Source organism: Rhodococcus sp. IC4_135, assembly GCF_011602025.1.
GTDB lineage: Bacteria > Actinomycetota > Actinomycetes > Mycobacteriales > Mycobacteriaceae > Rhodococcus_F > Rhodococcus_F baikonurensis.
Map to the genome: position 1 here is coordinate 100,818 of NZ_JAAOLG010000018.1, position 24,824 is coordinate 125,641.

24 protein-coding genes and 1 pseudogene are annotated in these 24,824 nt (G+C 61.9%); 13 read left to right on the plus strand and 12 right to left on the minus strand.

The window, feature by feature from the left end:
- Nucleotides 1–114: 114 nt before the first annotated feature.
- Complete coding sequence (locus G8767_RS25420; RefSeq protein ID WP_003945206.1) at nucleotides 115–684, plus strand: DUF4245 domain-containing protein; 570 nt, start codon at nucleotides 115–117, stop codon at nucleotides 682–684.
- Between the two features lie 21 nt (nucleotides 685–705).
- On the opposite strand, the gene G8767_RS25425 is transcribed toward G8767_RS25420, so the two are convergent.
- From G8767_RS25425 to G8767_RS25435, 3 genes are read right to left on the minus strand one after another with little or no spacing between them, the layout of a single operon-like run.
- Nucleotides 706–924, minus strand: a complete 219-nt coding sequence (locus tag G8767_RS25425; protein ID WP_003945276.1) for an exodeoxyribonuclease VII small subunit — start codon at nucleotides 922–924, stop codon at nucleotides 706–708.
- On the minus strand, nucleotides 921–2,186 hold the full coding sequence (gene xseA / locus G8767_RS25430; RefSeq protein WP_003945258.1) for an exodeoxyribonuclease VII large subunit: 1,266 nt from the start codon (nucleotides 2,184–2,186) through the stop codon (nucleotides 921–923). The genes G8767_RS25425 and xseA overlap by 4 nt, the downstream gene beginning before the upstream one ends.
- Nucleotides 2,183–2,782, minus strand: coding sequence for a lipid droplet-associated protein (locus G8767_RS25435; protein ID WP_166812529.1), 600 nt, complete (start codon nucleotides 2,780–2,782; stop codon nucleotides 2,183–2,185). The genes xseA and G8767_RS25435 overlap by 4 nt, the downstream gene beginning before the upstream one ends.
- Before the next feature lie 175 nt (nucleotides 2,783–2,957).
- Between G8767_RS25435 and G8767_RS25440 the strand changes: the two genes are divergently transcribed.
- Nucleotides 2,958–3,971, plus strand: coding sequence for a 4-hydroxy-3-methylbut-2-enyl diphosphate reductase (locus G8767_RS25440; RefSeq protein ID WP_003945273.1), 1,014 nt, complete (start codon nucleotides 2,958–2,960; stop codon nucleotides 3,969–3,971).
- A gap of 72 nt (nucleotides 3,972–4,043) precedes the next feature.
- Here G8767_RS25440 and G8767_RS25445 read toward each other — a convergent pair whose 3' ends face one another.
- Nucleotides 4,044–5,000 (minus strand): DUF6542 domain-containing protein, encoded by a 957-nt coding sequence (locus G8767_RS25445; protein ID WP_124567071.1) that lies wholly within the window; start codon nucleotides 4,998–5,000, stop codon nucleotides 4,044–4,046.
- A gap of 217 nt (nucleotides 5,001–5,217) precedes the next feature.
- Here G8767_RS25445 and G8767_RS25450 point away from each other — a divergent pair, with 217 nt between their 5' ends.
- Both G8767_RS25450 and G8767_RS25455 read left to right on the plus strand, forming a co-directional pair.
- Complete coding sequence (locus G8767_RS25450; RefSeq protein WP_095972199.1) at nucleotides 5,218–6,393, plus strand: exonuclease SbcCD subunit D; 1,176 nt, start codon at nucleotides 5,218–5,220, stop codon at nucleotides 6,391–6,393.
- A complete protein-coding gene (locus G8767_RS25455) occupies nucleotides 6,390–9,368 on the plus strand; it encodes an SMC family ATPase (RefSeq protein ID WP_166812531.1) in 2,979 nt (992 codons plus the stop codon). The genes G8767_RS25450 and G8767_RS25455 overlap by 4 nt, the downstream gene beginning before the upstream one ends.
- On the opposite strand, the gene G8767_RS25460 is transcribed toward G8767_RS25455, so the two are convergent.
- Complete coding sequence (locus G8767_RS25460; protein ID WP_095972201.1) at nucleotides 9,369–10,574, minus strand: AI-2E family transporter; 1,206 nt, start codon at nucleotides 10,572–10,574, stop codon at nucleotides 9,369–9,371.
- A gap of 152 nt (nucleotides 10,575–10,726) precedes the next feature.
- On the opposite strand from G8767_RS25460, the gene G8767_RS25465 reads away from it, so the two are divergent.
- Nucleotides 10,727–11,131, plus strand: coding sequence for a hypothetical protein (locus G8767_RS25465; RefSeq protein ID WP_003945253.1), 405 nt, complete (start codon nucleotides 10,727–10,729; stop codon nucleotides 11,129–11,131).
- A gap of 23 nt (nucleotides 11,132–11,154) precedes the next feature.
- Here G8767_RS25465 and G8767_RS25470 read toward each other — a convergent pair whose 3' ends face one another.
- The 3 genes from G8767_RS25470 to G8767_RS25480 form a co-directional block, all read right to left on the minus strand.
- A complete protein-coding gene (locus G8767_RS25470; protein ID WP_019744572.1) occupies nucleotides 11,155–11,355 on the minus strand; it encodes a YbdD/YjiX family protein in 201 nt (66 codons plus the stop codon).
- 2 nt (nucleotides 11,356–11,357) lie between these two features.
- Entirely contained in the window at nucleotides 11,358–13,640 is a 2,283-nt protein-coding gene (locus G8767_RS25475) for a carbon starvation CstA family protein (protein ID WP_007726338.1), read from the minus strand.
- Nucleotides 13,641–13,751: 111 nt separating this feature from the next.
- A complete protein-coding gene (locus G8767_RS25480; protein ID WP_166812533.1) occupies nucleotides 13,752–15,329 on the minus strand; it encodes an FMN-binding glutamate synthase family protein in 1,578 nt (525 codons plus the stop codon).
- A gap of 89 nt (nucleotides 15,330–15,418) precedes the next feature.
- Here G8767_RS25480 and G8767_RS25485 point away from each other — a divergent pair, with 89 nt between their 5' ends.
- The 4 genes from G8767_RS25485 to G8767_RS25500 all read left to right on the plus strand — a co-directional run bounded on the left by G8767_RS25485 (nucleotide 15,419) and on the right by G8767_RS25500 (nucleotide 18,798).
- Entirely contained in the window at nucleotides 15,419–15,940 is a 522-nt protein-coding gene (locus G8767_RS25485; protein WP_166812535.1) for a CD225/dispanin family protein, read from the plus strand.
- Nucleotides 15,941–16,010: 70 nt separating this feature from the next.
- Complete coding sequence (gene ychF, locus G8767_RS25490) at nucleotides 16,011–17,090, plus strand: redox-regulated ATPase YchF (RefSeq protein ID WP_054188760.1); 1,080 nt, start codon at nucleotides 16,011–16,013, stop codon at nucleotides 17,088–17,090.
- Nucleotides 17,091–17,228: 138 nt separating this feature from the next.
- Entirely contained in the window at nucleotides 17,229–18,272 is a 1,044-nt protein-coding gene (locus tag G8767_RS25495; RefSeq protein ID WP_206029766.1) for a hypothetical protein, read from the plus strand.
- Nucleotides 18,250–18,798, plus strand: coding sequence for a hypothetical protein (locus G8767_RS25500; RefSeq protein WP_166812539.1), 549 nt, complete (start codon nucleotides 18,250–18,252; stop codon nucleotides 18,796–18,798). Before G8767_RS25495 ends, G8767_RS25500 begins: the two co-directional genes overlap by 23 nt.
- On the opposite strand, the gene G8767_RS35565 is transcribed toward G8767_RS25500, so the two are convergent.
- The 3 genes from G8767_RS35565 to G8767_RS25510 are packed head-to-tail and all read right to left on the minus strand — an operon-like array spanning nucleotide 18,773 to nucleotide 20,538.
- The gene (locus G8767_RS35565) at nucleotides 18,773–19,261 is read right to left on the minus strand and encodes a tyrosine-type recombinase/integrase (RefSeq protein WP_346843037.1); all 489 of its coding nucleotides are present in this window, start codon (nucleotides 19,259–19,261) and stop codon (nucleotides 18,773–18,775) included. The two genes, G8767_RS25500 and G8767_RS35565, sit on opposite strands and share 26 nt — an antisense overlap.
- A 27-nt stretch (nucleotides 19,262–19,288) precedes the next feature.
- A complete protein-coding gene (locus G8767_RS35570) occupies nucleotides 19,289–19,972 on the minus strand; it encodes a hypothetical protein (RefSeq protein WP_206029767.1) in 684 nt (227 codons plus the stop codon).
- Nucleotides 19,969–20,538, minus strand: a complete 570-nt coding sequence (locus G8767_RS25510; protein WP_166812541.1) for a helix-turn-helix transcriptional regulator — start codon at nucleotides 20,536–20,538, stop codon at nucleotides 19,969–19,971. Before G8767_RS25510 ends, G8767_RS35570 begins: the two co-directional genes overlap by 4 nt.
- Before the next feature lie 92 nt (nucleotides 20,539–20,630).
- On the opposite strand from G8767_RS25510, the gene G8767_RS25515 reads away from it, so the two are divergent.
- The 3 genes from G8767_RS25515 to G8767_RS35935 all read left to right on the plus strand — a co-directional run bounded on the left by G8767_RS25515 (nucleotide 20,631) and on the right by G8767_RS35935 (nucleotide 23,158).
- Nucleotides 20,631–20,840, plus strand: coding sequence for a helix-turn-helix domain-containing protein (locus tag G8767_RS25515; protein ID WP_166812543.1), 210 nt, complete (start codon nucleotides 20,631–20,633; stop codon nucleotides 20,838–20,840).
- Entirely contained in the window at nucleotides 20,837–22,204 is a 1,368-nt protein-coding gene (locus G8767_RS36595) for a DUF3631 domain-containing protein (RefSeq protein WP_166812545.1), read from the plus strand. The genes G8767_RS25515 and G8767_RS36595 overlap by 4 nt, the downstream gene beginning before the upstream one ends.
- Nucleotides 22,205–22,483: 279 nt before the next feature.
- Nucleotides 22,484–23,158 (plus strand): uracil-DNA glycosylase family protein, encoded by a 675-nt coding sequence (locus tag G8767_RS35935; RefSeq protein ID WP_166812547.1) that lies wholly within the window; start codon nucleotides 22,484–22,486, stop codon nucleotides 23,156–23,158.
- On the opposite strand, the gene G8767_RS25530 is transcribed toward G8767_RS35935, so the two are convergent.
- Nucleotides 23,151–23,603: a hypothetical protein gene (locus G8767_RS25530; protein WP_166812549.1), complete on the minus strand. Its 453-nt coding sequence runs from the start codon at nucleotides 23,601–23,603 to the stop codon at nucleotides 23,151–23,153. The genes G8767_RS35935 and G8767_RS25530 overlap by 8 nt on opposite strands.
- A 743-nt stretch (nucleotides 23,604–24,346) precedes the next feature.
- Here G8767_RS25530 and G8767_RS25535 point away from each other — a divergent pair.
- Nucleotides 24,347–24,658: pseudogene (locus G8767_RS25535) on the plus strand (recombinase family protein); the annotation flags it as partial.
- Nucleotides 24,659–24,824 lie beyond the last annotated feature (166 nt).

The following is a 24,824-nucleotide window of genomic DNA, read 5'->3' on the forward strand; positions in this document are numbered from 1 at the left end:
ATTGTCCCAGATGGGAGCGGCTACGTGCGCTGTCGGGTCGCCGCAGAGACGTTTTGTCTCGCTCGAGGGGGACCGGGAATCGTATCTACTGCGGAGTACCTGGATACTGGGGGTGTGGCATCGAAGAAACCCCGCATTCTCGAAGACAACAAAGACATGGTCTGGTCTCTCGTACCGTTGGTGCTGTTCTGCATCATCATTGCGGGCATCGCCAGCCAGTGCACGTTCAGTCCTGGCGGCCCGACGCAGGGGCCTATCCCGAGCGTCGACGTGGACGCAGCTCTGAACTACGACGCGAAGGAACTCGGATTTCCCATCCGTAATCCCGGTGTTCCGGACGGGTGGACGCCGAACTCCGGCAGTCGCAAAATCATCTCCGGCGACGGCGGAGGAGATTCGAGCACTGTGGGATTCATCACGACCAGTGGTCGCTACATCCAGCTGACACAGAGCAACGCCGAGGAATTCCCGTTGGTGTCACACGTTGCCGGTGGACAGCGATTCGCGACCGGAGTCGAGACCGTCGGTGCCGATACGTGGAACGTCTTCGGCGGCGAAGGCGTCGAGTCGATCTGGGTCACCGACGTCGGGGACGTTCGCCTGTTGCTCACGGGCGCGGCGACGCCGGAAGAGTTCCGGATTCTTGCCGAGAAGGTCGGCGCAGCGCAGCCGATCACGCCATAGGTTCTGCGGTCGGAGCGGACGTTATTCGTCCGCTTCGGCCAGAGCCTTTTCGACGCGGGCCCTGGCGCCCGCCAAATGCTCCTCACAGCGCTTGGCCAACGCTTCGCCTCGCTCCCACAATGAGAGTGACGCGTCGAGGTCCAGACCGCCCTGTTCGAGAATCTTCACGACGCTCACCAGTTCGTCGCGGGCGGCTTCGTAGCCGAGCTCGTTGATGTCGGTATCGGTGGCGTTGCTCATTTTTCTCTTCCCATCACTGCGGCGCGAACGGCGCCGTCTGCAAGTCGAACTCGAATCTGGGTACCGGGTGGCGCGTCCTCGACCGAGCGCAGAACCTCCGGATCGCCGTCGGCGACAACACGTTGCACGACTGCGTATCCGCGGGCCAGCGTCGCGGCGGGGCCCAGCGTGGTGAGCCGGGCGCGCAGATGCTCGATCGTTCGGGACTCGGAGTCGATCAACCGAGTCACATCGCGTCGTCCGGCGGCTTGGAGCCGTTCGACCTCTTCGGCGCGGCGATCCACCGCGAGCAGCGGTGATGCCATGACCGGTCGAGTGCGCAACTGTTCGATCAGATGAGACTCACGCTTGACCCAGCTGCGCAGTGCCGCAGCGCTGCGGTCACGAAGATCCGCAACCAGAGCAGCTTCCGCAACCGCGTCGGGTACGACGCGCTTGGCCGCGTCGGTGGGTGTGGCTGCGCGCAGGTCGGCGACGTGGTCACTGAGCGGGCTGTCCGGCTCGTGGCCGATGGCACTGACGATCGGCGTCGTGCAGGCCACGATGGCGCGGCACAGTGCTTCGTCGGAGAACGGCAGAAGATCCTCGACGCTACCGCCGCCGCGAGCGAGGATGATGACGTCGACTACCGGGTTGGCGTCGAGTTCCTTCAGCGCTTCGATGATCTGGGGAACGGCAGTCGGGCCCTGAACCGCGGTGTTACGCACCGCGATCGCCACGGCAGGCCAACGACGATGGGCGACCGAGACGACATCCTTCTCGGCCGCACTCGCTCGGCCCGTGATCAGGCCGATCGTGCCGGGCAGAAACGGAAGCGGCCGTTTGAGTCTCGGATCGAACAAGCCCTCGGCGGCGAGCAAGGCACGCAGTCTCTCGATGCGGGCCAGGAGTTCACCGATACCCACGGCGCGAATCTCGGTGACACGCAACGACACCGTTCCACGTCCGGTGTAGAACGAGAGCTTGCCGAACATCACGACACGCGAGCCCTCGGTCAACGGCACCGGAGAGTTGTGCAACAACTGCGGTGAGCATGTGATCGACAGCGACATGTCTGCCGACGGATCACGCAGAACGAGAAAGGCCGTTCGGGTGCCGGGGCGTGCATTGATCTGGGTGATCTGACCTTCGACCCAGATGCTGCCGAGTCGATCGATCCAGCCGGCGACCTTGGCGGAAACCGTGCGGACCGGCCACGGCTGTTCAGCGCTGCTGGCGCCGGACGATCGCTGCGATGAAGCGGGGGGCGTTGCGGAAGTCACTTTGCCTTGGCTGTGGTGATGCGGTTGGTGAGCATGGTCTGGAACGGTGCGCGGGCGAGCGTCGCATTCTCGTAGTCCAGGACGGCGGTCAGCTCGTCGATGCTGAGCGTCCGGATGCGCGCACGGAGCTGTGCGAGTGTGAGGTTGGGGTAGTCGAGTTCTGTGACGATCTCGGGCTCTTCGGCAGGCTTGTCCGTCGTAGCTGCCGTGGATTCGGACTCGGCGACGGGTGCGGGCTCCTCGATGGGGGCAGTCGGCTCGAGCGAGTAGAGCGCGAAGCGTCCGGCGTTGGTCGGGGTGTCAGCGGTGGTCGATCCGGTGGAAGGTGCCGAGTCCGCGGGAGCGTCGACGTCGTCGTCGAAGACCGCCCACTCGGGCTGTTCGTCCTCGGAAGACCAGTTGATCAGTGCAAATGCCTGATCGCCCTTGATCGCCAGCGAGGTGATCGACTGCTGCACGCGCATGCTTGTCTGCAGCATCTGGCTCACGGCGGTCATCGGCAGGGCGACAGCGGTGGTGGGCAACTTCCTTGCCTCTTCCATCGCGGTGACAGCGAGTCCCGCGGCAACGCGCGCCACGAACGGTGGTCGGATCATTCCCACAGCTTGCCGCAAAGCACCGACAATCGGTAGCCGACTTGCCTGTGACGGCCGGACTCGTTCACTTCGCAACCGTCGATCGGGGTGCTGAGAAACGTCGATCAAGGCACTGAACCGAGGTGTTCACGTTTGCCGGAGTGTCTCACGTTCGACGTGCCAGTAGGCTGGTCACATGTCTTCGGCTGTTCCTCTCAATCTCGGTATCGCGCACTCGGCTGATTCGCCGTCCACCCGCAAGGGCAGCGCCAAGCGTGTGCTCCTCGCCGAGCCTCGCGGCTACTGCGCCGGCGTCGACCGTGCGGTCGAGACCGTCGAGAAGGCGCTCGAGAAGCACGGCGCACCCATCTACGTGCGTAAGGAGATCGTCCACAATCGCCACGTCGTCGAGACGCTCGAAGATCAAGGCGTGATCTTCGTCGACGAAACCGACGAGGTTCCCGAAGGATCACTCCTCGTGTTCTCGGCACACGGTGTGTCTCCGGCCGTCCACGATTCGGCTGCCGAGCGGAACCTGCGCACGATCGACGCGACGTGCCCCCTGGTCACGAAGGTGCACCAGGAAGCAAAGCGATTCGCTCGCGACGATTACGACATTCTGCTCATCGGCCACGAAGGCCACGAGGAGGTCGAGGGCACCGCAGGTGAGGCTCCCGATCACGTCACCATCGTCGACGGCCCGGATTCGGTCGACGCGGTCACGGTGCGCGACGAGTCGAAGGTCATCTGGCTTTCCCAGACCACACTGAGCGTCGACGAGACGATGCAGACCGTCGCACGCCTGCGCGAGCGCTTCCCCAATCTTCAGGACCCGCCGTCCGACGACATTTGCTACGCCACGCAGAACCGTCAGGTCGCGGTCAAGGCGATGGCCCCCGAGTGCGACCTCGTGATCGTGGTGGGTTCACGGAACTCGTCCAACTCGGTTCGCCTGGTCGAGGTCGCGCTCGGAGCGGGCGCTGCCGCGTCGTACCTGGTCGACTACGCCCGTGAGGTCGATCTCGCGTGGCTCGAGGGTGTCCAGACAGTGGGCATCACGTCAGGTGCATCAGTACCCGAGGTGCTCGTGCGTGGCGTGATCGAGCTTCTGGCCGAGCACGGATACAACGACGTTCAGCCCGTCACCACAGCCAACGAGACTCTGGTGTTCGCTCTTCCCCGCGAATTGCGGGCAGCGCGCACGTCCTAGAACAGCACAAAAAATGCGGGGCACCTTCCATCTGGAAGGTGCCCCGCATTTTTTTGGTACCGGGCTCGTCTGTCAGGGCTCTTCGCGATCGCGATACCGAACTCGCGGCGGCGGATACGCCGGAAGATCGACTCCGGGTGGGCGGCGGCGCGGGGGCAGCGGCGGCGATACGTCGTCACCCGAAGCGAAGAAGGGCTCCATCCGCTCCTCACGCCTGGGCGACGGAGTGGGCTCGGGCGCCCGGCGGCGACCGTACGACGGGTAGTCGTCGTCTGCCACCGGCCGACTGTCCGGCTGAGGGCGACGCGTTGGCGGTTGGTGTGTGCGATCGACCCTGGGTGGCACTGGGCTTCTCCGGGGCGGCAGAGGGCGCTCGTCTTCGATCGGTTCGCGCCGGGGAGCGCTTCGGTAGGCAGGCTGTTCGTCCACTTCGGGGGCGCGGCGGCGCGGGGGCCCGGGGACGGGTGCGTCCGAGACTCTGCGGCGACGCCCGGTCTCGGGTGCGGATTGTTCTCGCGTTGCAGCCGCAGAGGAGTCACGAGTGGCGGCCGCCGAGCGGCGGGAGCGGGTCGAGCGCGCAGGCCCGGTGGGACGCTGATTGAGCAGGAAGTACCGGAAACCGCCGATGATCAGCACGACGACGGTTGCTGCCAGCATGATCGGAAAGCGGTTGACCAACGGGTACGCGATGTTGATCGCGATGTCGCGCAGTGCGGTGCTGTTGTCCTTGCCGATGAGCGTGTGCCCGATCGGCACCGCAGCGAAGAGCAGCAACGGCGGTTGGGCCATCGCGGTGAAGAGAGCCTTGTTCGAAGCGGCAACCACAGCGAAGAGACAGCCAAGGAAGTAGAACGTCGAGAACACCGCGGTGAGCTCTCCGCCGCCTCCGGTGGCATCGATCAGTACGCCGACGGCGGTGACACCGGCAGCAAGCAGGATCACTCCCCACCAGGGCAGGCCGGGGACGGTCACGATGAGCGATCGCTTGTCCAGCGGTACCCCGGAGCGAGCACGTTGGGTTGCAGACACATAACGACATTAGCGGTTCTTGCGTTGTCGGCCGTGTTTGTGCGGGTCGTGGCTGGCGCATTTATCGACGCGATGGCGCGATGGTTTCGGGTTCTTCGCCAAACGAACCGGACGGATTGTGTGCAGGGTCACCGGACGCTCGTGGGTTGGGGCACACCGCCGGAGCCGTCAGCGTGGGAGATCGGTGGTGTCGGTGGGCTGCTCTACCGTCGGATTCATGAAGATTCTGCACACCTCCGATTGGCACATAGGTCGCACCTTTCACGGCGTCGATCTGTTGGCCGATCAGGCGAGTGTGCTCGGGTCCATCGCGGATTCCGTCCGCGAACACGGTGTCGACGTCGTGGTCGTGCCCGGCGACATCTACGACCGCTCCATTCCCAGTTCCGACGCGGTCACGGTGTGTAATCGAGGCTTCGAGGCGATCCGGGCTGCCGGAGCGGTCATCGTCGCCACGTCGGGCAACCACGATTCAGCGGTGCGGCTCGGGGCCGGGGCATCCTTCGCCGCTGCCGGCGGATTGCACCTGATCACCCGCGTCGGCCAGATCGGTACTCCGGTGATGCTGAGCGATCAGTTCGGGCCGGTCGCGTTTTACGGGATTCCGTATCTCGAGCCGGAGATCACGCGCGTCGAGTTGGACGTGCCCCGGGCTCGTACTCATTCCGACATCCTCGGAGCGGCCATGTCGCGTGTTCGGCGAGATCTCGCCGAGCGAACGGCTGCCGACCCGTCGACTCGATCGGTATTGCTCGCCCATGCCTTCGTGGTGGGCGGTGAGGCCTCTGAATCGGAACGCTCCATCTCGGTCGGCGGAGTGGAGACCGTCGCGGTGGGCGAGTTCGACGGCGTCGATTATGTCGCCCTCGGACACCTGCATTCTCCGCAGATGCTCTCGGAGAGTGTTCGATACTCAGGCTCACCGTTGCCGTATTCGTTCGGTGAGCGCAGCCACCGTAAGGCGGCGCTGCTGATCGAACTCGACGCAGCCGGCCTGTCGTCGGTGCAGCGCCTGGATCTCCCGGTCATTCGGGGGCTGAGCCAGGTAGTGGGGACACTCGACGAACTACTCACCGAGTCGAAATATGCCGATTCCGAGCAGTGCTATGTCTCCGCATTGCTCACCGACCCGGTCCGTCCGGTCGATGCCATGAGGCAACTTCAAGCCCGTTTCCCGTTTGCCGTTCATCTCGAATGGCAAAGGCCGGAAGGACAATCGGATCTCAAGTACCGCGACGCGGTACGGGGTCGAACCGACATGGAGATCGCCCGCGGCTTTGTCTCGGCAGTGCGTAGTGACCCGTCCGAGCGTGAGGTCTCGTTGATGACCGAAGCGCTCAGCGCTGCCGCGCGCGCCGAGGAGTCCACGGTAGAACTGGGTGAAACCGCGTGAGACTGCACAAACTCGAAATCAGCTGTTTCGGGCCCTTTGCCGACACGGTCGAAGTCGACTTCGACCGTTTGGGTGCAGACGGGTTGTTCCTTCTTCACGGCGACACCGGGGCAGGAAAGACCACGATTCTCGACGCGGTTGCGTTCGCCCTGTACGGGCGGGTGCCGGGCGCGCGCAACGAGGGCAAGCGATTGCTGTCGGATCACGCGCCGGCCGGTTCGGTGCCGCGCGTGGAACTGGAGGCGACCATCAGTGGTCGCCGAATCAAACTCGTTCGCAGTCCGGAGTATTCGCGCCCGAAGAAGCGCGGGACCGGTTCGATTACCGAGAATGCCAAGGCCACGCTGACGTGGTTGGACGGCCGCGGCGAGAATCTTTCGCGCATCCCTGACATCGGTGACGAGATCAACCGTCTCATGGGCATGAGTGCTGATCAGTTCTTCCAGGTGGTGCTCTTGCCGCAGGGTGAGTTCGCCAAATTTCTGCGCGCCGAAAGCGACGAGCGAGGCAAGCTGCTCGAGCGTCTGTTCGACACCAAGCGTTTTGTCTCCGTGGAGGCATGGTTCGACGCCAAACGAAAGGCAAGTGCTACCGCGCTCGCCGCCAGAGAGCAATCCGTGCGTCTGCTGCTCGCCAAGGTCGAGACAGCCGCTGGGCTGGAGGTGGGCGCCGAGGCACACCCACTGGAATGGTCGCGCAAACTCCTCGCCGAGGCTCAGGACACCCGCGATGCAAGTCTCGCCGAGATGGTGACCGCCAAAGATGCAGCAGCCGAGGCTAATCGGATGCTCGCAGCGGCGCAGCGAACCGCAGAGCTGCTCGCTCGCCGTAATCGTGCAACTGCTGAACTCGCAGCCTTCAACTCCGGCGCCGCGCACCGGTCTGCGATCGCCGCCGAACTCGAGACCGCCAGGCGGGCTGTGCAGGTAGCTGCTGTCGCCGACGATGTAGAGACTGCCCGCGTGGGTCTTGTCGCATCGCTCGAATCGATGAACACCGCGATGTCGACCTACTCGGCAACGGGCGGGCCGGAGATTTTCGAGCCGGGAGTGTGGCCACCCACCGACGATGAGCGTCAACGCGTCGTAACTCGGATCCGGACCTGGCGTGACGAGATCGTTCGTCTCGACGCGATGGCGGAGGACGCTCGCAGAGCCGATGCGGCGGAAGCCGAGGTCGAAAAACTCGGAGTTCGGCGAGACGCCTTGTCCGAGCGCATTGATGCCATCGCGGTTGAACGCACCGAACTGCCAGAACTGGTACGCGCGGCCGGCCGAAGATTGGACGACGCGCAACGCGCGCATGCCACTCTGCCCGGCCTCGAGGCGGCACTCGTAAGAGCGTCGGATGCTGCGACGGCGGCCCATGAAATCGTCTCTCTGCGTGCGCAAGCCGAGAAGATTCGTGTGCAGGTGTTGGATGCGCGCGACGTCCATCAGAGTGCTCGCGGGCGCTGGCTCGATCTCGTGCAGAAGCGTATCGAAGGCGTGGCGGCGGAGTTGGCGAGTTCAATCGCGCCCGGTGACCCTTGCCAGGTGTGTGGTTCGCGTGAACACCCTGCCCTGGCGCAGTCGGACGTCGTCACGGTCACCGAGCCCGATCTGGAAGCCGCGTCCGCAGCCGAGCGTGCAGCGGAGAAAGCCCTGAGCAAGGTAGTCGACCGCCAGGTAGCCGTCGACCGTGACATCGACCGCGTGATCGCCCGCGGCGGGGATGGAGACGTCGAAGAACTCGACAGGCTCCGCGCCGCGGCTCAGAGCGCCGTCGACGAGGCGACACACTCTGCCGGTCAGGTTGGAGTGTTGGCCGACAAGCTCGCGCAACTCAACGAGCGTGACGGCGAGCTGCAACAGGAATCGGCTTCTCTGACTGCCGAATTGGCGGCACTGACCGAGCGAATGACGACACTGTCGGCCACGGTCGAGCAGATTCGAGCGGCGATCGTCGCTGCGGTGGGAGAAGATTCGACCATCGCTGCTCGGCGCTCGCGGTTCGACAGGCTTGCCTCCGCGGCCACGGCGGCGTCTGAGATGCGTGACGAGGCCGTTCGTGCGCAGGCGCGATCGGCGGAACTGTCGACCAAACTGGCCGCTGCGGCGGCCGCTGCCGGATTCGATTCGGTCGAGGCTGCGATCGAAGGGGTGAGATCGCCTGCCCGAATCGCGGCGATCGAAACCGAACTCGCCAAAGCGCGTGACCTCGAGGTGGCCGGTCGCACCATCCTCGACGACCCCGAGGTCGTTGCGGTGGGCGAAATCGAGACAGTCGACGTCGAGGGTCCTCGCAGCCTCGCCGTTCAATGCGCCGAGGTGGTGAACTCGGCTGTTGCAGCCGCATCCCTGGCCGAGAACCGTGTGTCGGATCTCGAACGGTTCAGCGGACAACTCGAGAAGGCATACGAGGCGGTTGCGCCCGAGCGGGAACTGCACGACGAACTCGCGGCCCTCGCCGACGTGATCGCAGGCAAAGGTCAGAACAGTCGCAAGATGTCGCTGCGAGCGTATGTGCTCGCTTCGCGGTTGGAAGAGATCGCCGTGTCGGCATCGGTTCGGCTGCAGCGGATGTCCGGGGGACGGTACGAGTTCGTGCACAGTGACGAGGCAGGTTCTCGGGGTCGCCGCGGCGGTCTGGGACTCGACATCCGCGACGACTTCACGGGAGTCGTTCGCTCGGCGAAGACGCTCTCCGGTGGTGAATCGTTCCTGGCGTCATTGTCTTTGGCGCTCGGCCTCGCCGATGTGGTTGCGGCGGAGTCCGGCGGAATCGTTCTCGACACGATGTTCATCGACGAAGGATTCGGCACTCTCGACGCCGACACCCTCGACTCGGTGATGGCTGTGTTGGACGAGCTTCGCGACGGAGGACGAGTGGTGGGCATCGTCAGTCACGTGGACGAGATGAGGCAGCGAATCCCGAGTCGCCTGCACGTCATTCGCGGACGTGCAGGCTCCTCGGTGAACGTGATTGCAGGCTGATCAGGCCTTTTTGTTCTCTACCTCTGATTCGGCGTCGGCGTCGTCGTCGTCGTCTTGAACTTCGAGGATGTCCGACGCGTCGCCGGCGGGCATCGGCTCGTTGTCGCTTGCGCGCTCGTCGATCTGCTCTCCGATGTACCGGATGACAACTGCTGCCACCGCGGCGACGGGCACTGCGAGGAAGGCGCCGACGATGCCGTACAGCGAGCTACCGGCGGCCACGGCAAGCAGCACGATGACGGCGTGGAGTTTCATCGACTTGCTCTGCAGCACTGGCTGAAGGACGTTTCCTTCGATCTGCTGTACCGCCAGGATGATGATCAGCACGATGATGGCGGTGGTGAGACCGTTGGCCACCAGCGCAACCAACACGGCCAGGGCGCCGGCGACAAACGCGCCGACGATCGGGATGAAGCCACCGATGAACGTCAGAATTGCCAGCACCGGTGCCAGTGGGACGCCGAGGATCAGCAATCCGGCGCCGATGAAGACCGCGTCGATGAGGCTCACCAGCGCTTGTGTCCTGATGAATCCACCGAGCGTGTCCCACATGCGGGTGAGGACCTCTTCGAGATGCCGACCGGCGCGACCGCCGCCGACAGCGTGCAGCCAGGGGATGAACCGCGGTCCGTCCTTGATGAAGAAGAAGGCGAGAATCAGAACCAAACCGAGCGTGACCAACAAGGAGCTCGCGGTACTCACGCCGCTGAAAACGCCTGAAGCGATGGCGGTTCCACTTTCCTGCACCTTGGTGATGACGGCGTGGACGGCGTTGTCGATCTGGTCGTCCTTCAGGTTCAGGGGCGGACCCTGGAGCCAGTCCTGAACCTGGTTGATGCCCTCGGTGGTCTTGTTCGCGAGCTCGGGGGCCTGGCTGACCACTGACGGAACGATGCCTGCGATCACGCCGGCCAAGATTCCGATCGAGAGCACCAAGGTGATGCCGGCTGCCGCGGCGGGTGGCATACCGCGCTTGATCATTCCGCGGGTCGGCGGCCACATGACTGTCGCGACAACGATAGCCAGAGCCACCGGCAGGATGATGACCCAGAGCTTTTCGATCAGCCAGCCGAAAATCCAGGCGCCCAGCGAAATCGACGCCAACACCAACGACCACTTTGCGAGCCACATACCCCCTTGCCCGATGATCTCGCCGCGGTCGCGCTTGCGCACCCCTGCGGACGTCCCCTTGTCTTGCTCGCTCACTGATCGTCCTTTCCGTCGGCGCAGGGATCTCCTCGCCGATGTGCGAATCCGGTGATCTAGCTGAGCTGATCGTAACGACTGCGTGCGATAACTCGTGTGTTGCGCTGCAATACTGTGTTTCGAAGCATGCCGATCGGACTAACATTTCCGTCATGAGAATCGCAGCAGCAGTCGGGGCAGCAGCAATCGTCGTTCTCGGGCTCACCGCGTGTAGCACCGAGGATCAGGACAACGCGCAGAACAAGATCAGCGAAGCAGTCACGAGCGGGCAACAGGCGCTCGAGACGGCGAAACAGTCCGCGGGCAACGCCATCGATCAGGGCAAGACGGCGCTGTTCGTCGCCACGTTCCGTGGGGCTTACGCGCCGTTGGCGGAGAATCGCGACGACGCAGACATCGAGGAGATCTTGACGACCACGTGTACCGAGGTCGCCAACGGCACGGACGAGGCGGAGGTCAAGACCAAGATCACCGACCTGGCCGAGAACAACGGCAACAAGCCTACCGACGAGCAGGCCGGCCACATTTACGAACTCGCGAAGGCCACCTGCCCCTGACGGAGATTCACCAAGCGCGGGATTCAGCAGCAGCGGGCGCCTGGGTTGGCGTCTGCTGCTGCGTGCCGGCGGCGCCAGAACTCTCGTTCGCTGATCACCGGTGAGTCGGCGTGGTGGCGTCGGGTGTGCTCGACGTAACGCTGATAGTCGAGATCACCCATCACCGAGCGAACCCACCACAGCGTTCCGCGGAACGCTGTGGTGAGTTTTGCCGTCATGGTCATGGTCAGTGCCCACCTCCGTGCGCGGCGCCGGGCGCACGGACCTTCCCGGCTTTGATGAGCTCGTCCCATTCCTTCTGGATTTCCTTCTCCGCAGGCGTCGGAATGAAGCTGGCGGGTCCGAAGATCTTCGACGGTTCTTCCGGAGACTCGGTGGTCGGCAGCCCGCCGGCTCGGATTGCCTTGGCACATACGATGATCCCGGCGATGACCACGACGATCACCAGTGACGCGAAGATGATCGACAGCGTGCCCTGGATGAAGGTGTTGCGAATGACGGCATCGATGGCCTCCGGAGTCTTCGCAGAACCGTGCGCCGTCTCGCCTGCAGCCTTCGCATCCTTGAACACGTTGTGCTGAGCCCAGTAACCGATCGCGGGGTTGTCGGAGAAGATCTTCTGGTACGACGCGGTCATGGTCACGACCAGGTCCCACACCAACGGCACGCCGGGGATCCAGGCCCATTTGAACAGGCCCTTCTTCATGACGATCGTCATGACCACCGTCAGGGCGATCGCGGCCAGTAGCTGGTTGGCGATGCCGAAGAGCGGGAAGAGCGTGTTGATTCCGCCGAGGGGATCGGTGACACCCATGAGCAGGATCGCGCCCCACGCAGCGACCACGATCAGCGAGCACAGCCACGCACCGATGCGCCACGACGGGTCCTTGAACTTCTTTGCCGGACCGCCGAAGTTGCCGAGCGAGTCCGAGAGCATGAATCGAGCGACGCGAGTGCCGGCGTCGATCGTGGTGAGGATGAACAGAGCCTCGAACATGATCGCGAAGTGGTACCAGAACGATTTCAGCGAGTCACCGCCGAAGACGTCGCTGAGCACTTCGGACATGCCGAACGCGAGAGTCGGGGCGCCGCCGGTTCTCGAGATGATCGATTCTTCGCCGACGGCCTCGGCTGCCTGAGTCAGCACGTCCGGTGTGATGGGGGCAGTGCCGAGGGGCAGATTGTTGACGTATTCGGCTGCGGTTTCCGGTGTTCCACCGGTGAGCGCCGCGGGAGCGTTGAGTGCGAAGTACAGGTGCTGATCGAGGATGCAGGCGGTGACCAGAGCCATGATCGCGACAAACGATTCGGTCAGCATGCCGCCGTACCCGATCATCTTGGTCTGGCTTTCCTTCTCGAGCAGCTTCGGCGTCGTACCGGACGCGATCAGCGCGTGGAATCCCGAGAGTGCGCCACAGGCAATGGTGATGAACAGGAACGGGAACAGTGAACCGGCAAAGGCCGGGCCTTCGCCGTTGGAGGCGAACGGCGTCACTGCCGGCATGTTCAGGGCGGGCCGTGCAACCAGAATTCCGATGGCCAGCAGTGCGATGGTGCCGACCTTCATGAACGTCGACAGGTAGTCACGCGGCGCCAGGAGCAGCCAGACCGGCAGCACCGATGCGGCGAATCCGTACGCGATCATCAGCCACGCGATGGTCACCTTCGAGAGGGTGAACCAGTCTGCGCCCCAACCGGTATCGGCAACCCAGCCGCCGGAGACGATGGCAAGGAGAAGCAGGACGACGCCGATCAAGGAAACCTCGGAGACCTTGCCCGGCCGCAGATACCGCAGGTACACGCCCATGAACAGTGCGATGGGGATGGTCATCGCGATCGAGAACACTCCCCACGGGGACTCGGCGAGGGCGTTGACGACAACAAGTCCGAGCACCGCGATGAGGATGATCATGATGACGAACACGCCGATCAATGCGGCGACGCCGCCGACGAGGCCGAGTTCTTCGCGGGCCATCTGTCCGAGGCTGCGCCCGCGGCGCTTCGACGAGATCCACAGGACCATGAAGTCCTGCACGGCCCCGGCGAACACCACGCCGACGATGATCCAGATCGTTCCCGGAAGATATCCCATCTGCGCGGCCAGGACGGGCCCGACCAGTGGGCCCGCGCCGGCGATTGCCGCAAAGTGGTGACCGAACAGCACCCGACGGTCGGTCGGCATGTAGTCGGCGCCGTTCTCCATGATCTCGGCGGGAGTTGCGACGTCGTCGCGGGGCTTGACGATCTTGCGTTCGATCAACCGCGCATAGAAGCGGTAGGCGATCAGGTAGGTACAGATTGCGGCCAACACGAACCACACGGCGCTGATGTGTTCACCGCGGACGATCGCAATCATGTACCAGGCGCCCGCGCCGACCAGTCCGAGAACAAGGAAGACGACGCGCGCAGTCGTGGAAATGGGCGTCTTGTCGATGACGCCGACAGGTGGCAGGTCAGGATCGGTTTTCAGGTACTCGACATTTGGTTCCGGCGCAGTCGTCAAGCTCATCGTCGAACTCCGTCCACTAGTGCAGTGTGGCCGCCGTCACAGCGGGCCATCTGTCACTGTAGGACCAGAAGGGTGAATCCGCGCGATCTGAAACGCGGGAGTCGACCGACGTCAGAATCGGTGAGCGTCGGCGTCGATCCAATCGGTGAGCCAGCTCTGCGGCGGGGAGTCGAGCAGTTCACCCGGCATCAGCCAGTCGAACAGGTCGGCATAGGTGCGGGTGGTGAGACCGTCGACGCGGCGGTTGAGCATTCCCGGTTGTAATTGGTCGAACGAATCGATGCCCATCGACGCGATCATCTGTTGCGCGCTGGCGACGGTTGCCTTCTGGAATCGGTAGACGCGCTCGCTCTTGTCGGGGATGTCGAGTGCGCGGGTGCGTGCCGGATCCTGAGTGGCAACGCCGACCGGGCAGCGGTTGGTGTGGCACATCTGGGCCTGAATGCAGCCCACTGCGAACATCATTGCGCGGGCAGCCATCGTGAAGTCTGCGCCCTGGATGATGCGTTTGACGATGTCGGAACCGCTCGCCACCTTTCCGGAAGCGCCGATTTTCACGAGAGGGCGCAGACCAGTTCCCACCAAGGCGTTGTGCACCAGCATCAGGCCTTCGGTCAACGGCATGCCCATGTGGTCCTCGAATTCCACCGGACCAGCGCCGGTGCCGCCTTCGGAACCGTCGACGATGATGAAGTCCGGCGTGATGCCGCGTTCGATCATCGCCTTGCAGATTCCGAGGAATTCACGACGCGAGCCGACACACAGTTTCATCCCGACCGGCTTGCCGCCCGACAGTTTTCGCAGGGTCGCGATGAAATCGACCAGTTCGACCGGGGTGCTGAACGCGGTGTGCGCGGGTGGCGAAATCACGGTCTGGCCGACGGGTACCCCGCGGGTTTCAGCGATTTCGGGGGAGACCTTGACTCCGGGAAGCACGCCACCCAACCCGGGTTTCGCACCTTGCGAGAGCTTGATCGAAATGGCCTTCACCTGATCGAGGCCGGCACGCTCGGCAAAACGGTCAGGATCGAATCGGCCGTCCTCGGTTCGGCATCCGAAGTATCCCGAGGCGATTTCCCAGATCAGATCGCCGCCGTGTTTGCGGTGATACGGACTGATCGCGCCTTCGCCGGTGTCGTGGGCGAAGCCGCCTTTGGCTGCGCCGGCGTTGAGGGCCTCGATTGCGTTGGCGGACAACGACCCGAAGCTCATCGCGGAGACGTTCAAGAGAGCGATGTCGTACGGCTTCGTGCAATCGCGTCCGCCGAGGCGAACTCGCGGAACGGTGTCGGAGGCCGTGCGTGCGCGAATCGAATGCGTCATGAACTCGTAGCCGATCGCATTGACGTCGCGCTCGGTCCCGAAGGGCTCTTCCGCCAGTGTTCCCTTTGCACGCTCGTAAACCAGATCTCGCGTTTCGCGATCGAATGGCATTCCATCGGTGGATGATTCGACGAAGTACTGCTGGATCTCCGGTCGAATCTTCTCAAGGAGGAATCGCGCGTGCCCCAGGACCGGATAGTTACGGAGGATGCTGTGGGACCTCTGAGTGAGGTCATAGGTGCCCATCGCCGCCAGCGCGAGAGTGACGACAGCGATCACCCACCATCCGGGCGAGGCGACAATTGCGAGCGCGGCGGTGCCGAGACCCACTATCCATATCAAGAGCACGATCAGCATCCGAGTCACCTCGAGAGCGTAGGCGCCCACTGTGACACGGCAGCGGTAAGTCTCCACTAGGTTCTGCGATAGAGAACCGAATCCGACTCTTTGGGGGAATGATGACCGAACCGCAGTATCCGACCGACCCGCAGGATCCGAAGGAGCAGCAGGATCCGAAGGAGCAGCAGTATCCGGCGGGCCAGCAGTATTCAGCCGGGCAGCAATATTCAGCAGGCCAGGAGTATGCGACGGGCCAGCAGTATCCGACCGACCCGCAGTATTCAGCCGGGCAGCAGTATCCGACCGGTCAGCAGTACAGCGCGCCCCAGCAGTACAGCGCCGCTCCCACGTACGCGGCGCCCCAGTACGGTCCGCCGAAGTCCAACGCGGGATGGGCCGTCGCGTCGATCCTGTTCTTCTGGCCTATCGCGTTCGCGGCGTTCAACCATCTCCACGACATCTACCCGAAGTGGGCGATGGGCGATCACCAGGGCGCGCAGTATGCATCCGAGCGAGTGAAGAAGCTCGGGCAGATCTCGCTCCTCATAGCCGTCATCTGCTGGGTGCTGTTCATCGCGTTCTACGTCATCTTCCTGGTTGCGATCGTGTCGTCCGTCGATTCGTATACCTACAACTGATCACCTGCCGCGACGTGACGGCGGGGCGAGTACCCGTCACGTCGCCGCGAGGCCGTAGAATCCACAGACCGTGAGCCTTACCCTCGGAATCGTCGGACTGCCCAACGTCGGCAAGTCCACCCTTTTCAATGCACTGACCAACAACGACGTGTTGGCAGCGAACTACCCGTTCGCGACCATCGAACCCAACGTCGGCCTGGTCGAGCTGCCCGATCCGCGGCTGCAGAAGCTCGCCGAGATCTTCGGCTCCGAGCGCATCCTCCCCGCGACCGTGTCGTTCGTCGACATCGCGGGAATCGTGAAGGGCGCGTCCGAGGGCGCAGGCCTTGGCAACAAGTTCCTGGCCAACATCCGTGAAGCGGACGCCATCTGCCAGGTAGTGCGCGTCTTCGCCGACGACGACGTCATCCACGTCGACGGCAAGGTCGACCCGGCCTCCGACATCGAGGTCATCGAGACCGAGCTCGTGATCGCCGACATGCAGACCTTGGAGAAGGCTCTCCCGCGTCTGGACAAGGAAGCTCGCAAGAACAAGGAGCTCAAGCCTGCCCACGACGAGGCACTCAAGGCCCAGGCCTTCCTCAACGAGGGCACGACGCTCTTCAGCGTCAAGGACAAGCTCGACTTCTCGCTGCTGCGCGAACTGAGCCTGCTCACCACCAAGCCCTTCCTCTACGTCTTCAACGCTGACGAGTCGGTGCTCACCGACGAGGCGAAGATCGCGGAACTGCGCGCTTCCGTCGCTCCGGCCGACGCCGTGTTCCTCGATGCAAAGGTCGAGCAGGAACTCCTCGAGCTCGACGAGGAAGACCGCCAGGAAATGCTCGACTCGATCGGTCAGACCGAGCCGGGCCTGCACGCTCTCGCGCGCACCGGCTTCCATACCCTTGGATTGCAGACCTACCTGACGGCTGGTCCGAAGGAAGCTCGCGCCTGGACGATCCACAAGGGTGACACCGCACCCCAGGCTGCCGGCGTCATTCACACCGACTTCGAGCGAGGCTTCATCAAGGCTGAAATCGTGTCCTTCGACGACCTCGTCGAGGCCGGTTCCATGGCCGCGGCCAAGGCTGCAGGCAAGGTCCGCATGGAGGGCAAGGAATACGTCATGGCCGACGGCGATGTGGTGGAGTTCCGCTTCAACGTCTAGAGGTCCTGGTCAGTAGCGTTTTTTCTGGCCTGCGCACGCAGTGGGTACGCAGTAACTTGTTTGGGCACGCTGCTTGCAGCGATCTGAGAGGGACGGCATTTGATCAGAGGTCGGAAGCACGCGCTTGTTCCGTTTAAGGTGCGAATCGAGAAGCTGAGAGAGAAGGACCCCTCGAAGCGTGACCGATTCTTGGACAATTTTGATGGCAAAGGCGCCGATCTCTTGTCCCTCTATAGCGCATTCCTCGTTGGCTTGCCTGCCGACAAACTGATCGAACGTGAAGATCACCATTTCGGTGGAATCAGCAGTGTCGAGCGCCGCGGGCGGACCGTTCGCGCGACGTGGATTAGCGGTCAATCCGGCGTCGACAGCCACCTCAAGGATGATCATGAAGGCACCGAGTTCTGGAGACGATCGACGGCGGTCGAACGCCTCGAATTCATGACCCAGTTCTCGGCGCCGAGCAACTCCATACTCGGAGTCTTTATCGTTCAGCAGATCGGCGGGAAGTCACTTTCTTGGCGCATGCGCAAAGAGTTCGTATTGGCCTTCAAGCGCAAGTACCCTGGCTATGCACTGCGCATCACGGCTGTCTCTCGCGAGAATCTATGGGCCGCCGCAGAGGCTGCTGGTGATCTCGCCGAGGTCTCGGCTCTCACGGTCACTCGAGAAGGCATCGAGACCAACGAACTTGCTCAGATCGGCCTCGGCGCTGACGACAACGTTGTCGGTAGGTTCGTTCAAACTTACGACATGAAAGACTTCCCGCAGCGAGGCCGAGTGCTGAAAAGGGCCCGAAAGAAACTGACCAACGGGCTTGTGGCTGCGACCGCCCCGGATGATCTGAAAATCGAGTCAGTCGAAGGATTCGACGTCGAGGAAGCTGAACTCGTGGAAGGGGTCGTGGAAATCACCGCGACGGTCCGCCTTCCTGGCGAGGACCCGGTGACCGTTAAATACACGGGTGCCCGTCCTCCACAAATCCGTTACTGGATTGACGACTCCGAGGGAAGCGATATCACGCCGCTTCGGTTCTACACTGAAACCACAACCCATACAGCAGCTTTGTTAAGGTCGGGTCAGGTACGACTAGAGCCAGGATGGGACGACGGCCAATGGGAACATCCGTCGGCGGTGCTACCACTGGAGGTACAGGCAAATGATCCAGGACCTGTTTCGTAAGTACTTGGCGGGCGCTGTAGTTGATCTGAGGGACGGCAACACTGGCGGGTTACGCACTCGTCCTACTGCCATGCTCTTCCTCCTTCCAATTGTCATTGGCGTGGGCGGATGGTTCACCCACGTGACGGACATTGCTCCTGCAGCTTTGTTGCCCGGCGCGGCCATTACGACAGGTGCCCTGCTTGGTCTTTTGTCGCTGACGTTCAACCGGGTGAAGGATGCCGCAGCTTCACCTCGCCCAATAGTTGGAATTGACCCCGCCTACCAGGCAGGAGTTCTCTTTTCCAGCATCCTGTATTCGGCTCAGGTCGCTTTGACGTTGTCAGGCCTGCTACTTGTGCTGCTTCTAGTTGATTCTGAAGTTGGACTACGGATTGGCGTTGCCGTGGCACTCGCGCTGTTCGCTCATCTCGGCGTTCGGATTGCGTTGGTTCTACAGTCCCTCAAACTCCAGGCGAGGCAGATGCTCGGGAGTAGATCAACCCCTCCCGACGCGCAGCTCAGCTGGCAGGACCTTCGTCGCTGATCGGACGCGGCTGCTCTCCCAGCGCCTCACGCAACATCGCGTCCGCAGCAGCTCTGGTGCGATTGTCCGCATCAGGCCACAGGTGCGCGTACGTGTTGAGCGTTACGCTGGGCGAACTATGTCCGAGTGCTCGTTGCACGGTCACGACGTCGCACCCGGCAGCGATCAACCCGGATGCGTAGAAATGCCGCAGGTGATGCAGATGAAGGTGCTCAGCACCGATGCCCCTGCGGATTGCACGCCACCGATACCCGACCGAGTTCTGATGTAGCGGGTGCTCACCCTGTCCTGGAAATAGCCAGCGAGTCTGATCGGCGCCATCATGTCGCCAATGACCAATGTGAAGCGACAGCAGTTCGAGCAGTCCGTCGGGAACGGGAATGGTTCGTTCACTCCCATACTTCGGTGCCCGAATCTCGATGGCATGACCGTTTGCCCGCTGTACCTGTCGCTGAACGTTGATCTCCCCGGCGTAGAAAGTCGACGTCCCCTACCTGTAGCGCTGCCGCCTCCCCGAGGCGGAGGCCGGCGAATGCGCATAGGCCGACAAAAGCATCGAACTCGATCCCAGCTTCAGTGATGAGCGCACCGACTTGTTGCGAGGTTGGGATAACCATTGCTGCGTCAGCTCGACGACGTCGAGGGAGCGTGATGCCTTCTGACGGATCGTTGGCCAAACCTTGTCACGTTTCGCAGCGCGCAGCACTGATCGGACATTGTTGAATCTGGTTTTGATCGTGCCAGGCGCGAGCGGCTTGTCTTGCATTGCCTTGACCCATGTTTCGAGGTGCGAGGGTCGTCGTTGGGCCATGGCTACTGTCGAGAATGTAACGCTACTGGTGGCAAGGTTCATGGCCTTCACAGTGCCCGGTACCCACACCTGACGAGACGACCATTCGTTGTAAAAACTGGAAAACGTAACCTTGCCACGGACCGGGTCCACATAGCTTCCGGTGACATGGCTCGACACGATGGCATCGAGCCACTGCTGGGCGTCAATCTTGCGGTCGAACCGATGCGTGCGCTCCTGGCTGTCGTCATTGACATATCTTGCACACCAACGCTTTTTAGTTCCGTGCAGCTTGGACTCGACCTTCGTTTTGGTGCCGTCAACCGTGACTGTCTTCCACCACAGATCTTCGACACCAGCGCGGCGGTTGCGACGAACGGTCATTTTTCGGCACCGTTCTCATCTGATTGTGCCCACTCTTTGGCGGCTAGCTGTAATGGAATTTGCGTCACATCGGAGAATTCACTTGGCAATTCGGCAAGGTCTGTATGCCTGAATCCCTCCAGGAGGTATTCGTTCAGGGCCCCTCCCCAATTTTTCGCAAGCCAGTGCATAGCGTCGTCTACCTGCATTGGATCTGCTTCGTCTCGATGCATGGCCACCGCGTAGCCAAGGTCAGTTAGTTCTGCCGCCAGAGTCGTGGCTAGATCCTGCAATTGCTGATTGACCTGGGATATGTTACGACTGTGCTGCATGAGCGCAGCGTTAACTGTCGTTCGCGTGTCCCGTATTAGCAGGAACGCCATTGGCACCTTGAGGACGTCAGCGAGCCTGCTCGCTTCCGCAAGTTTCAGCGATCGTGCACCTTTCTCGATTTTCAGTACGGTCTGCTGGTGGAACGGCTCGTCCGGGTCACTCATCGCGTCGGCTACATCGCCCTGAGACATACCTCGGGCAAGTCGGTATTTCTTGACGTTCGCGCCTATGCATGCATCCATCTCGTCTGCCATTCCGCCAGGATACAACCTATCGGTGTGTTGACACAACACCATTTCGGTTGATACCGTTTTGTTGTCACATAACAACAACGATTGGGTGTTACATGGAAAATGAGCGGGCATACCTGACGACTAAGCAGGTCGGCGCTGAGACTGGAATTCCGGAGTCAACGCTTCGGTACTACCGGCATTGCGGGATTGGACCTGCATCGTTTCGAATGGGTCGCCGTGTGGTGTACCGCCGCACAAGTGTCGAGTCCTGGATTGCGGACCAAGAGGCAGCATCCACTCGCGGTGGGGTAGGTGCTGCGTGAGGAAGGCGCCGACCGGCCCGGAAGTCCTCGATGTCGTGGAGGCCTTCTACCGCAAATACGCGGTCTATCCGACACAGCATCACTACACGGTGCTGCCACTTTGGGCAGCGCACACCTATGTCTACGAGGAGTTCGACACCTCGCCGAGGTTGTTCCTCGACTCCGCAGTGCCAGGATCCGGAAAGACTCGCACGCTCGAACTGCTCGACGAGACTGCCAAGAACCCGTTGATGTCCTTCGGCGCGACCTCAGCTGCACTGATTCGAACGATCCACAAGGGCGGACGCACCATCTTGATGGACGAAATCGACACCGTTTACAACAAGGGGGCAGCTGGCGGAAGTGAAGATGTGACCGCCGTGGTCAATGCTGGATATAAGAAGGGCGCCACTGTGCCGAAGTGTGTCGGGCAAGGTGCGGAATTCGATGTGATCGAGTTCGATGCCTACGCTCCGATGGCGTTAGCTGGACTGCATTCGAATGTTCCTGATGCGGTCCGCTCCCGAGCAATCCACTTCAGGATGAAGAAGCGTAAGCCGTCCGAGAAGGTGTCAGCGTTTTACCGGCGTGAAGTCACGCAGGAGGCGAAGCCGATTAGGGAAGCATTCGAGGCCTGGCTTGAATCGAACAGGGATACGCTTCAGGCCGCACGGCCGAAGATGCCCAAGGGCGTAGAGGACCGGCCAGCCGAAGTATGGGAGCCATTGTTAGCGATCGCTGATTTGGCAAGCGGCGAATGGCCGGAACGTGCACGAGAAGCCTGCAACCACTTTGTATTCGCGAAGAGTGGCTATGCCCGGCCCATCGGGCTCGACCTTCTGGCTGACATTCGGACCATATTCGGTAGTTCTAAGAAGATGACGTCAGGAGACCTTGTAACCGCGCTCATATCGATCCCGGAGGCCGGCTGGACTGACATGCGAGGCTCGTTTCTGAACCAGGTGACTCTGGCAAAGCTACTCCGGCCGTTTGATGTTCATTCCAGGACGATTCGGTTATCCAGTGGCGCTACGGCAAAGGGATATGTTGTTGCCGGAGAGGGCGGACTTGGGGAGGCGTGGGAGCGGAACCTCAGCTCAGATGATGAACGCGATCAAGAATATTCCGATCCGGAACCCGAGTTCCTCTCCTCACAACCCGTAACAACCGTCACGCCTGTAACACTGCAGCTCAATGAACGTAAAGGTGTGACGGCACCCGTTGCGGATAGCCGGAGTGCGACTGCGCGCGTAACATCGCTCGTCACAGAAACTGGACCTGCTGCCAGCACTGTTACCCCTGTCACGCCTGTTACGTTCCCTCAGAATGCGGGCGGGAGGGGTTCAGGCAAGGCATGGCTTCTCGAGCAGGAAGCGACGGCATGAGCGAGTGTGAGAGGTGTGAACTCGAACCGTGCGCGTGCCGTTACATTGTCAAACTCGGCAAGGGTGCAGTGTGGGGGTGGAGGCGGGCTGAGGCCTTTCGGATGTGGGACTTGCCGCTCCCTGAGATCGATGGTCAGAGGACCTATCATTACGCCACATGCCCGTGTCCACCGTGCTGGGCGCTTGCACAATCCACCTTTAGTAACTATCCAAACGTGATTCCGCTCCCGCTGCCAAGTATGTTAGACACTTCTGATTGACGCGGCATACTCTCCACCTGTGACTATCTGGAACCACATTGCCTACAAACGGGACCAACTGCTGAGCAAGCAATACTCACCGGCCAACGTCGAAGCTCGTCTGTCCAGGCGCTATCACGGTGAGGTCGGGAAGCTCAATCGTTGGGTCGACGACGTGCGAGACGCAACGGCCGAGTCGATTCCATACCTCGACCCGGACGCGGCGCGCGAGGGTGTTCGCATTCTCATGCTGTTCCAAGATCCATCCAACGCGGCGGATGGCGACTCTGGCTTCATCAGTAAGCACAATAACGACAAGACCGCGCGCAACTACTACGAGGTCACCGAGGCTGCTCATGTCCCGTATGAGATGACACTCAACTGGAACGTCGTGCCCTGGTGGTCTACGAAGAACCCGAACTTCCCTGGACGGACGGTAACCAAGGAAGCTCCGAGGGCAGCGCCGTACCTCGTTGAGTTCATCCGTCTTCTTGTCGAGCCTCCGCGTGTGTTAGTGCTATCAGGCGACGCAGCACAGAAGGCATGGGATCGGATCGAGCGGAGAATCGACCGTGATCTTCTCTCCAAGATGGAGATCCTGCGGTGCCCGCACCCAAGCCCGATATCTTACAACGCGGGCAGTCGGTTGGATGGACGGAAGAACAAGGTGCACATCTACGAGACGTTCCGAGATGCCGTCGAGATTGCTAGCTAGGCGGATTCGGAGCGCTCTTGACAAGATCGTTGAGATGGCACTGCTCGTCTGCCGGCCCCGCGTAGGTGAACTGCCAGCCGGGGTTCTTCTCGATGAGGTTGATGACGTTCTGCTGCTCCACGGTGCAGTTGACGACTGGTGCCGCGGGCGGATTGGAGTCCTGGTCGAGTAGCCCGAAGATTCCCACGACAATCGCCGTCACCACGCCGATGAGCGCGACACCCAGTGACCAGCGCCCTGTGACCTGGGCTGCCTGTACCTCAGGGAATGACGCAGGGTCGACTGGTGCCGGGTGTGGCGGCGAGGTTGTGGACAAAATCGCGGGAGCCGCAGTTTGGATCGGGGCAATTGCTGTACTGCGCTGGGGTGCCCGGACGCTCTCGTGTACCAGATCTTCGAGGTAGTCACGCTGCACCAGGACCATGCGGTCAGAAAGGCGGCTCATCGTCACCCCTCAGTTCGTCATCGTGATACAAATCCCGAAGCCGCTCAAGTCGGTCCGCTAGTTGCTCGCGTTTCCTGCGAAGGTCGTGTTCCTGCTTATCAATTGATTGTCGCTCGTCATCGATGGGGATCAACTGGGCGCGTCGCTCGCGGATTAGTCGACCTCTTGCCTGCCAGGAGACGAGTACGGTCCCGATTCCAAGGATGGCGCTCACAGAGCCAAGCACGATCAGCGCGATGGGCCAGGGAGTCGATAGTGTCGGTGACGCGATACGGACGATTGCGATGATCGCGGCTCCGACCAACAAACCAATGACACCCCTCGCTAGTGACTGCCATACATCGCGGAGAACATTGTTGAAACGGTCGGAGATTTGTTTCCCCCGACCGGCAAGTGCAGCATCGTGCGCCCGTACGTCGGCCAATCTCTCGTCTATCGATTCTAGGATCGTCAACAGACGCGCCCTGTCGGGTGGAGGCTGCTCCCGGTTCACCATTAGGTGAGCGTACAGATGACGGTCCACGCGCCACTTTGCATCTCAATACTGTCCACGGCAGCACAGTATCCGACCAGGGTCGTTATGGGACTTCCTGGATGATTCGTCTCGTAAACGATCGATTGATGCGACTGCGACCACCCAAGTCGGGTGTTTTGATTTCGCCTGGTCGCCGTCGCGCGCCGCCGTCTTGTAATCCCGTCTCATAACCTCGAAGTTGACGCGATAATGAGACGGAAACGAGACAATGGCAGTCATCGGATACGCACGAGTGAGCACCACCGAGCAGAATGCGCAGCTTCAGCTAGACGCGCTCAAAGCAGCGGGTGCAGCCCGGATCTTTACCGATCACGGCGTGTCCGGTTCCAAGACCGCACGCCCCGAGTTGGATGCGTGCATCGACCATCTACGCGAAGGTGACGTGCTCACCGTGTGGAAGCTCGACCGACTCGGCCGCAACACCGTCCACGTCCTGCAGCTCATAGAGGAACTCACCGAGCACGGGATCGGATTTCGTAGCGTCACAGAGGGCCTGCATACCGATGGGCCGATGGGCAAGGCAATGCTGACGATCATGGCCGCATTTGCGCAGCTCGAACGAGTTTCAATGAGGAAATCAAGCAGTTCGAAGAGCGGGTGCATCAACGATGAACAGCCGGTCGTCGCGCAACAATGCCCAGATCACGTTCACTCGTCGACGCGCCAAGGCGATAACCGCTTGAACG

What these genes read in the sequence shown, in the direction of transcription:
- G8767_RS25425 (WP_003945276.1), bottom strand. Translation starts at nt 924, where the DNA reads ATGAGCAACGCCACCGATACCGACATCAACGAGCTCGGCTACGAAGCC.
- G8767_RS25530 (WP_166812549.1), bottom strand. Translation starts at nt 23,603, where the DNA reads ATGAGCCGCCTTTCTGACCGCATGGTCCTGGTGCAGCGTGACTACCTC.
- G8767_RS25465 (WP_003945253.1), top strand. Translation starts at nt 10,727, where the DNA reads ATGAGAATCGCAGCAGCAGTCGGGGCAGCAGCAATCGTCGTTCTCGGG.
- G8767_RS25485 (WP_166812535.1), top strand. Translation starts at nt 15,419, where the DNA reads ATGATGACCGAACCGCAGTATCCGACCGACCCGCAGGATCCGAAGGAG.
- G8767_RS25450 (WP_095972199.1), top strand. Translation starts at nt 5,218, where the DNA reads ATGAAGATTCTGCACACCTCCGATTGGCACATAGGTCGCACCTTTCAC.
- G8767_RS25500 (WP_166812539.1), top strand. Translation starts at nt 18,250, where the DNA reads ATGATCCAGGACCTGTTTCGTAAGTACTTGGCGGGCGCTGTAGTTGAT.
- G8767_RS25510 (WP_166812541.1), bottom strand. Translation starts at nt 20,538, where the DNA reads ATGGCAGACGAGATGGATGCATGCATAGGCGCGAACGTCAAGAAATAC.
- G8767_RS25440 (WP_003945273.1), top strand. Translation starts at nt 2,958, where the DNA reads ATGTCTTCGGCTGTTCCTCTCAATCTCGGTATCGCGCACTCGGCTGAT.
- G8767_RS35570 (WP_206029767.1), bottom strand. Translation starts at nt 19,972, where the DNA reads ATGACCGTTCGTCGCAACCGCCGCGCTGGTGTCGAAGATCTGTGGTGG.
- G8767_RS25515 (WP_166812543.1), top strand. Translation starts at nt 20,631, where the DNA reads ATGGAAAATGAGCGGGCATACCTGACGACTAAGCAGGTCGGCGCTGAG.
- G8767_RS25470 (WP_019744572.1), bottom strand. Translation starts at nt 11,355, where the DNA reads ATGACCATGACGGCAAAACTCACCACAGCGTTCCGCGGAACGCTGTGG.
- G8767_RS25475 (WP_007726338.1), bottom strand. Translation starts at nt 13,640, where the DNA reads ATGAGCTTGACGACTGCGCCGGAACCAAATGTCGAGTACCTGAAAACC.
- G8767_RS25435 (WP_166812529.1), bottom strand. Translation starts at nt 2,782, where the DNA reads ATGATCCGACCACCGTTCGTGGCGCGCGTTGCCGCGGGACTCGCTGTC.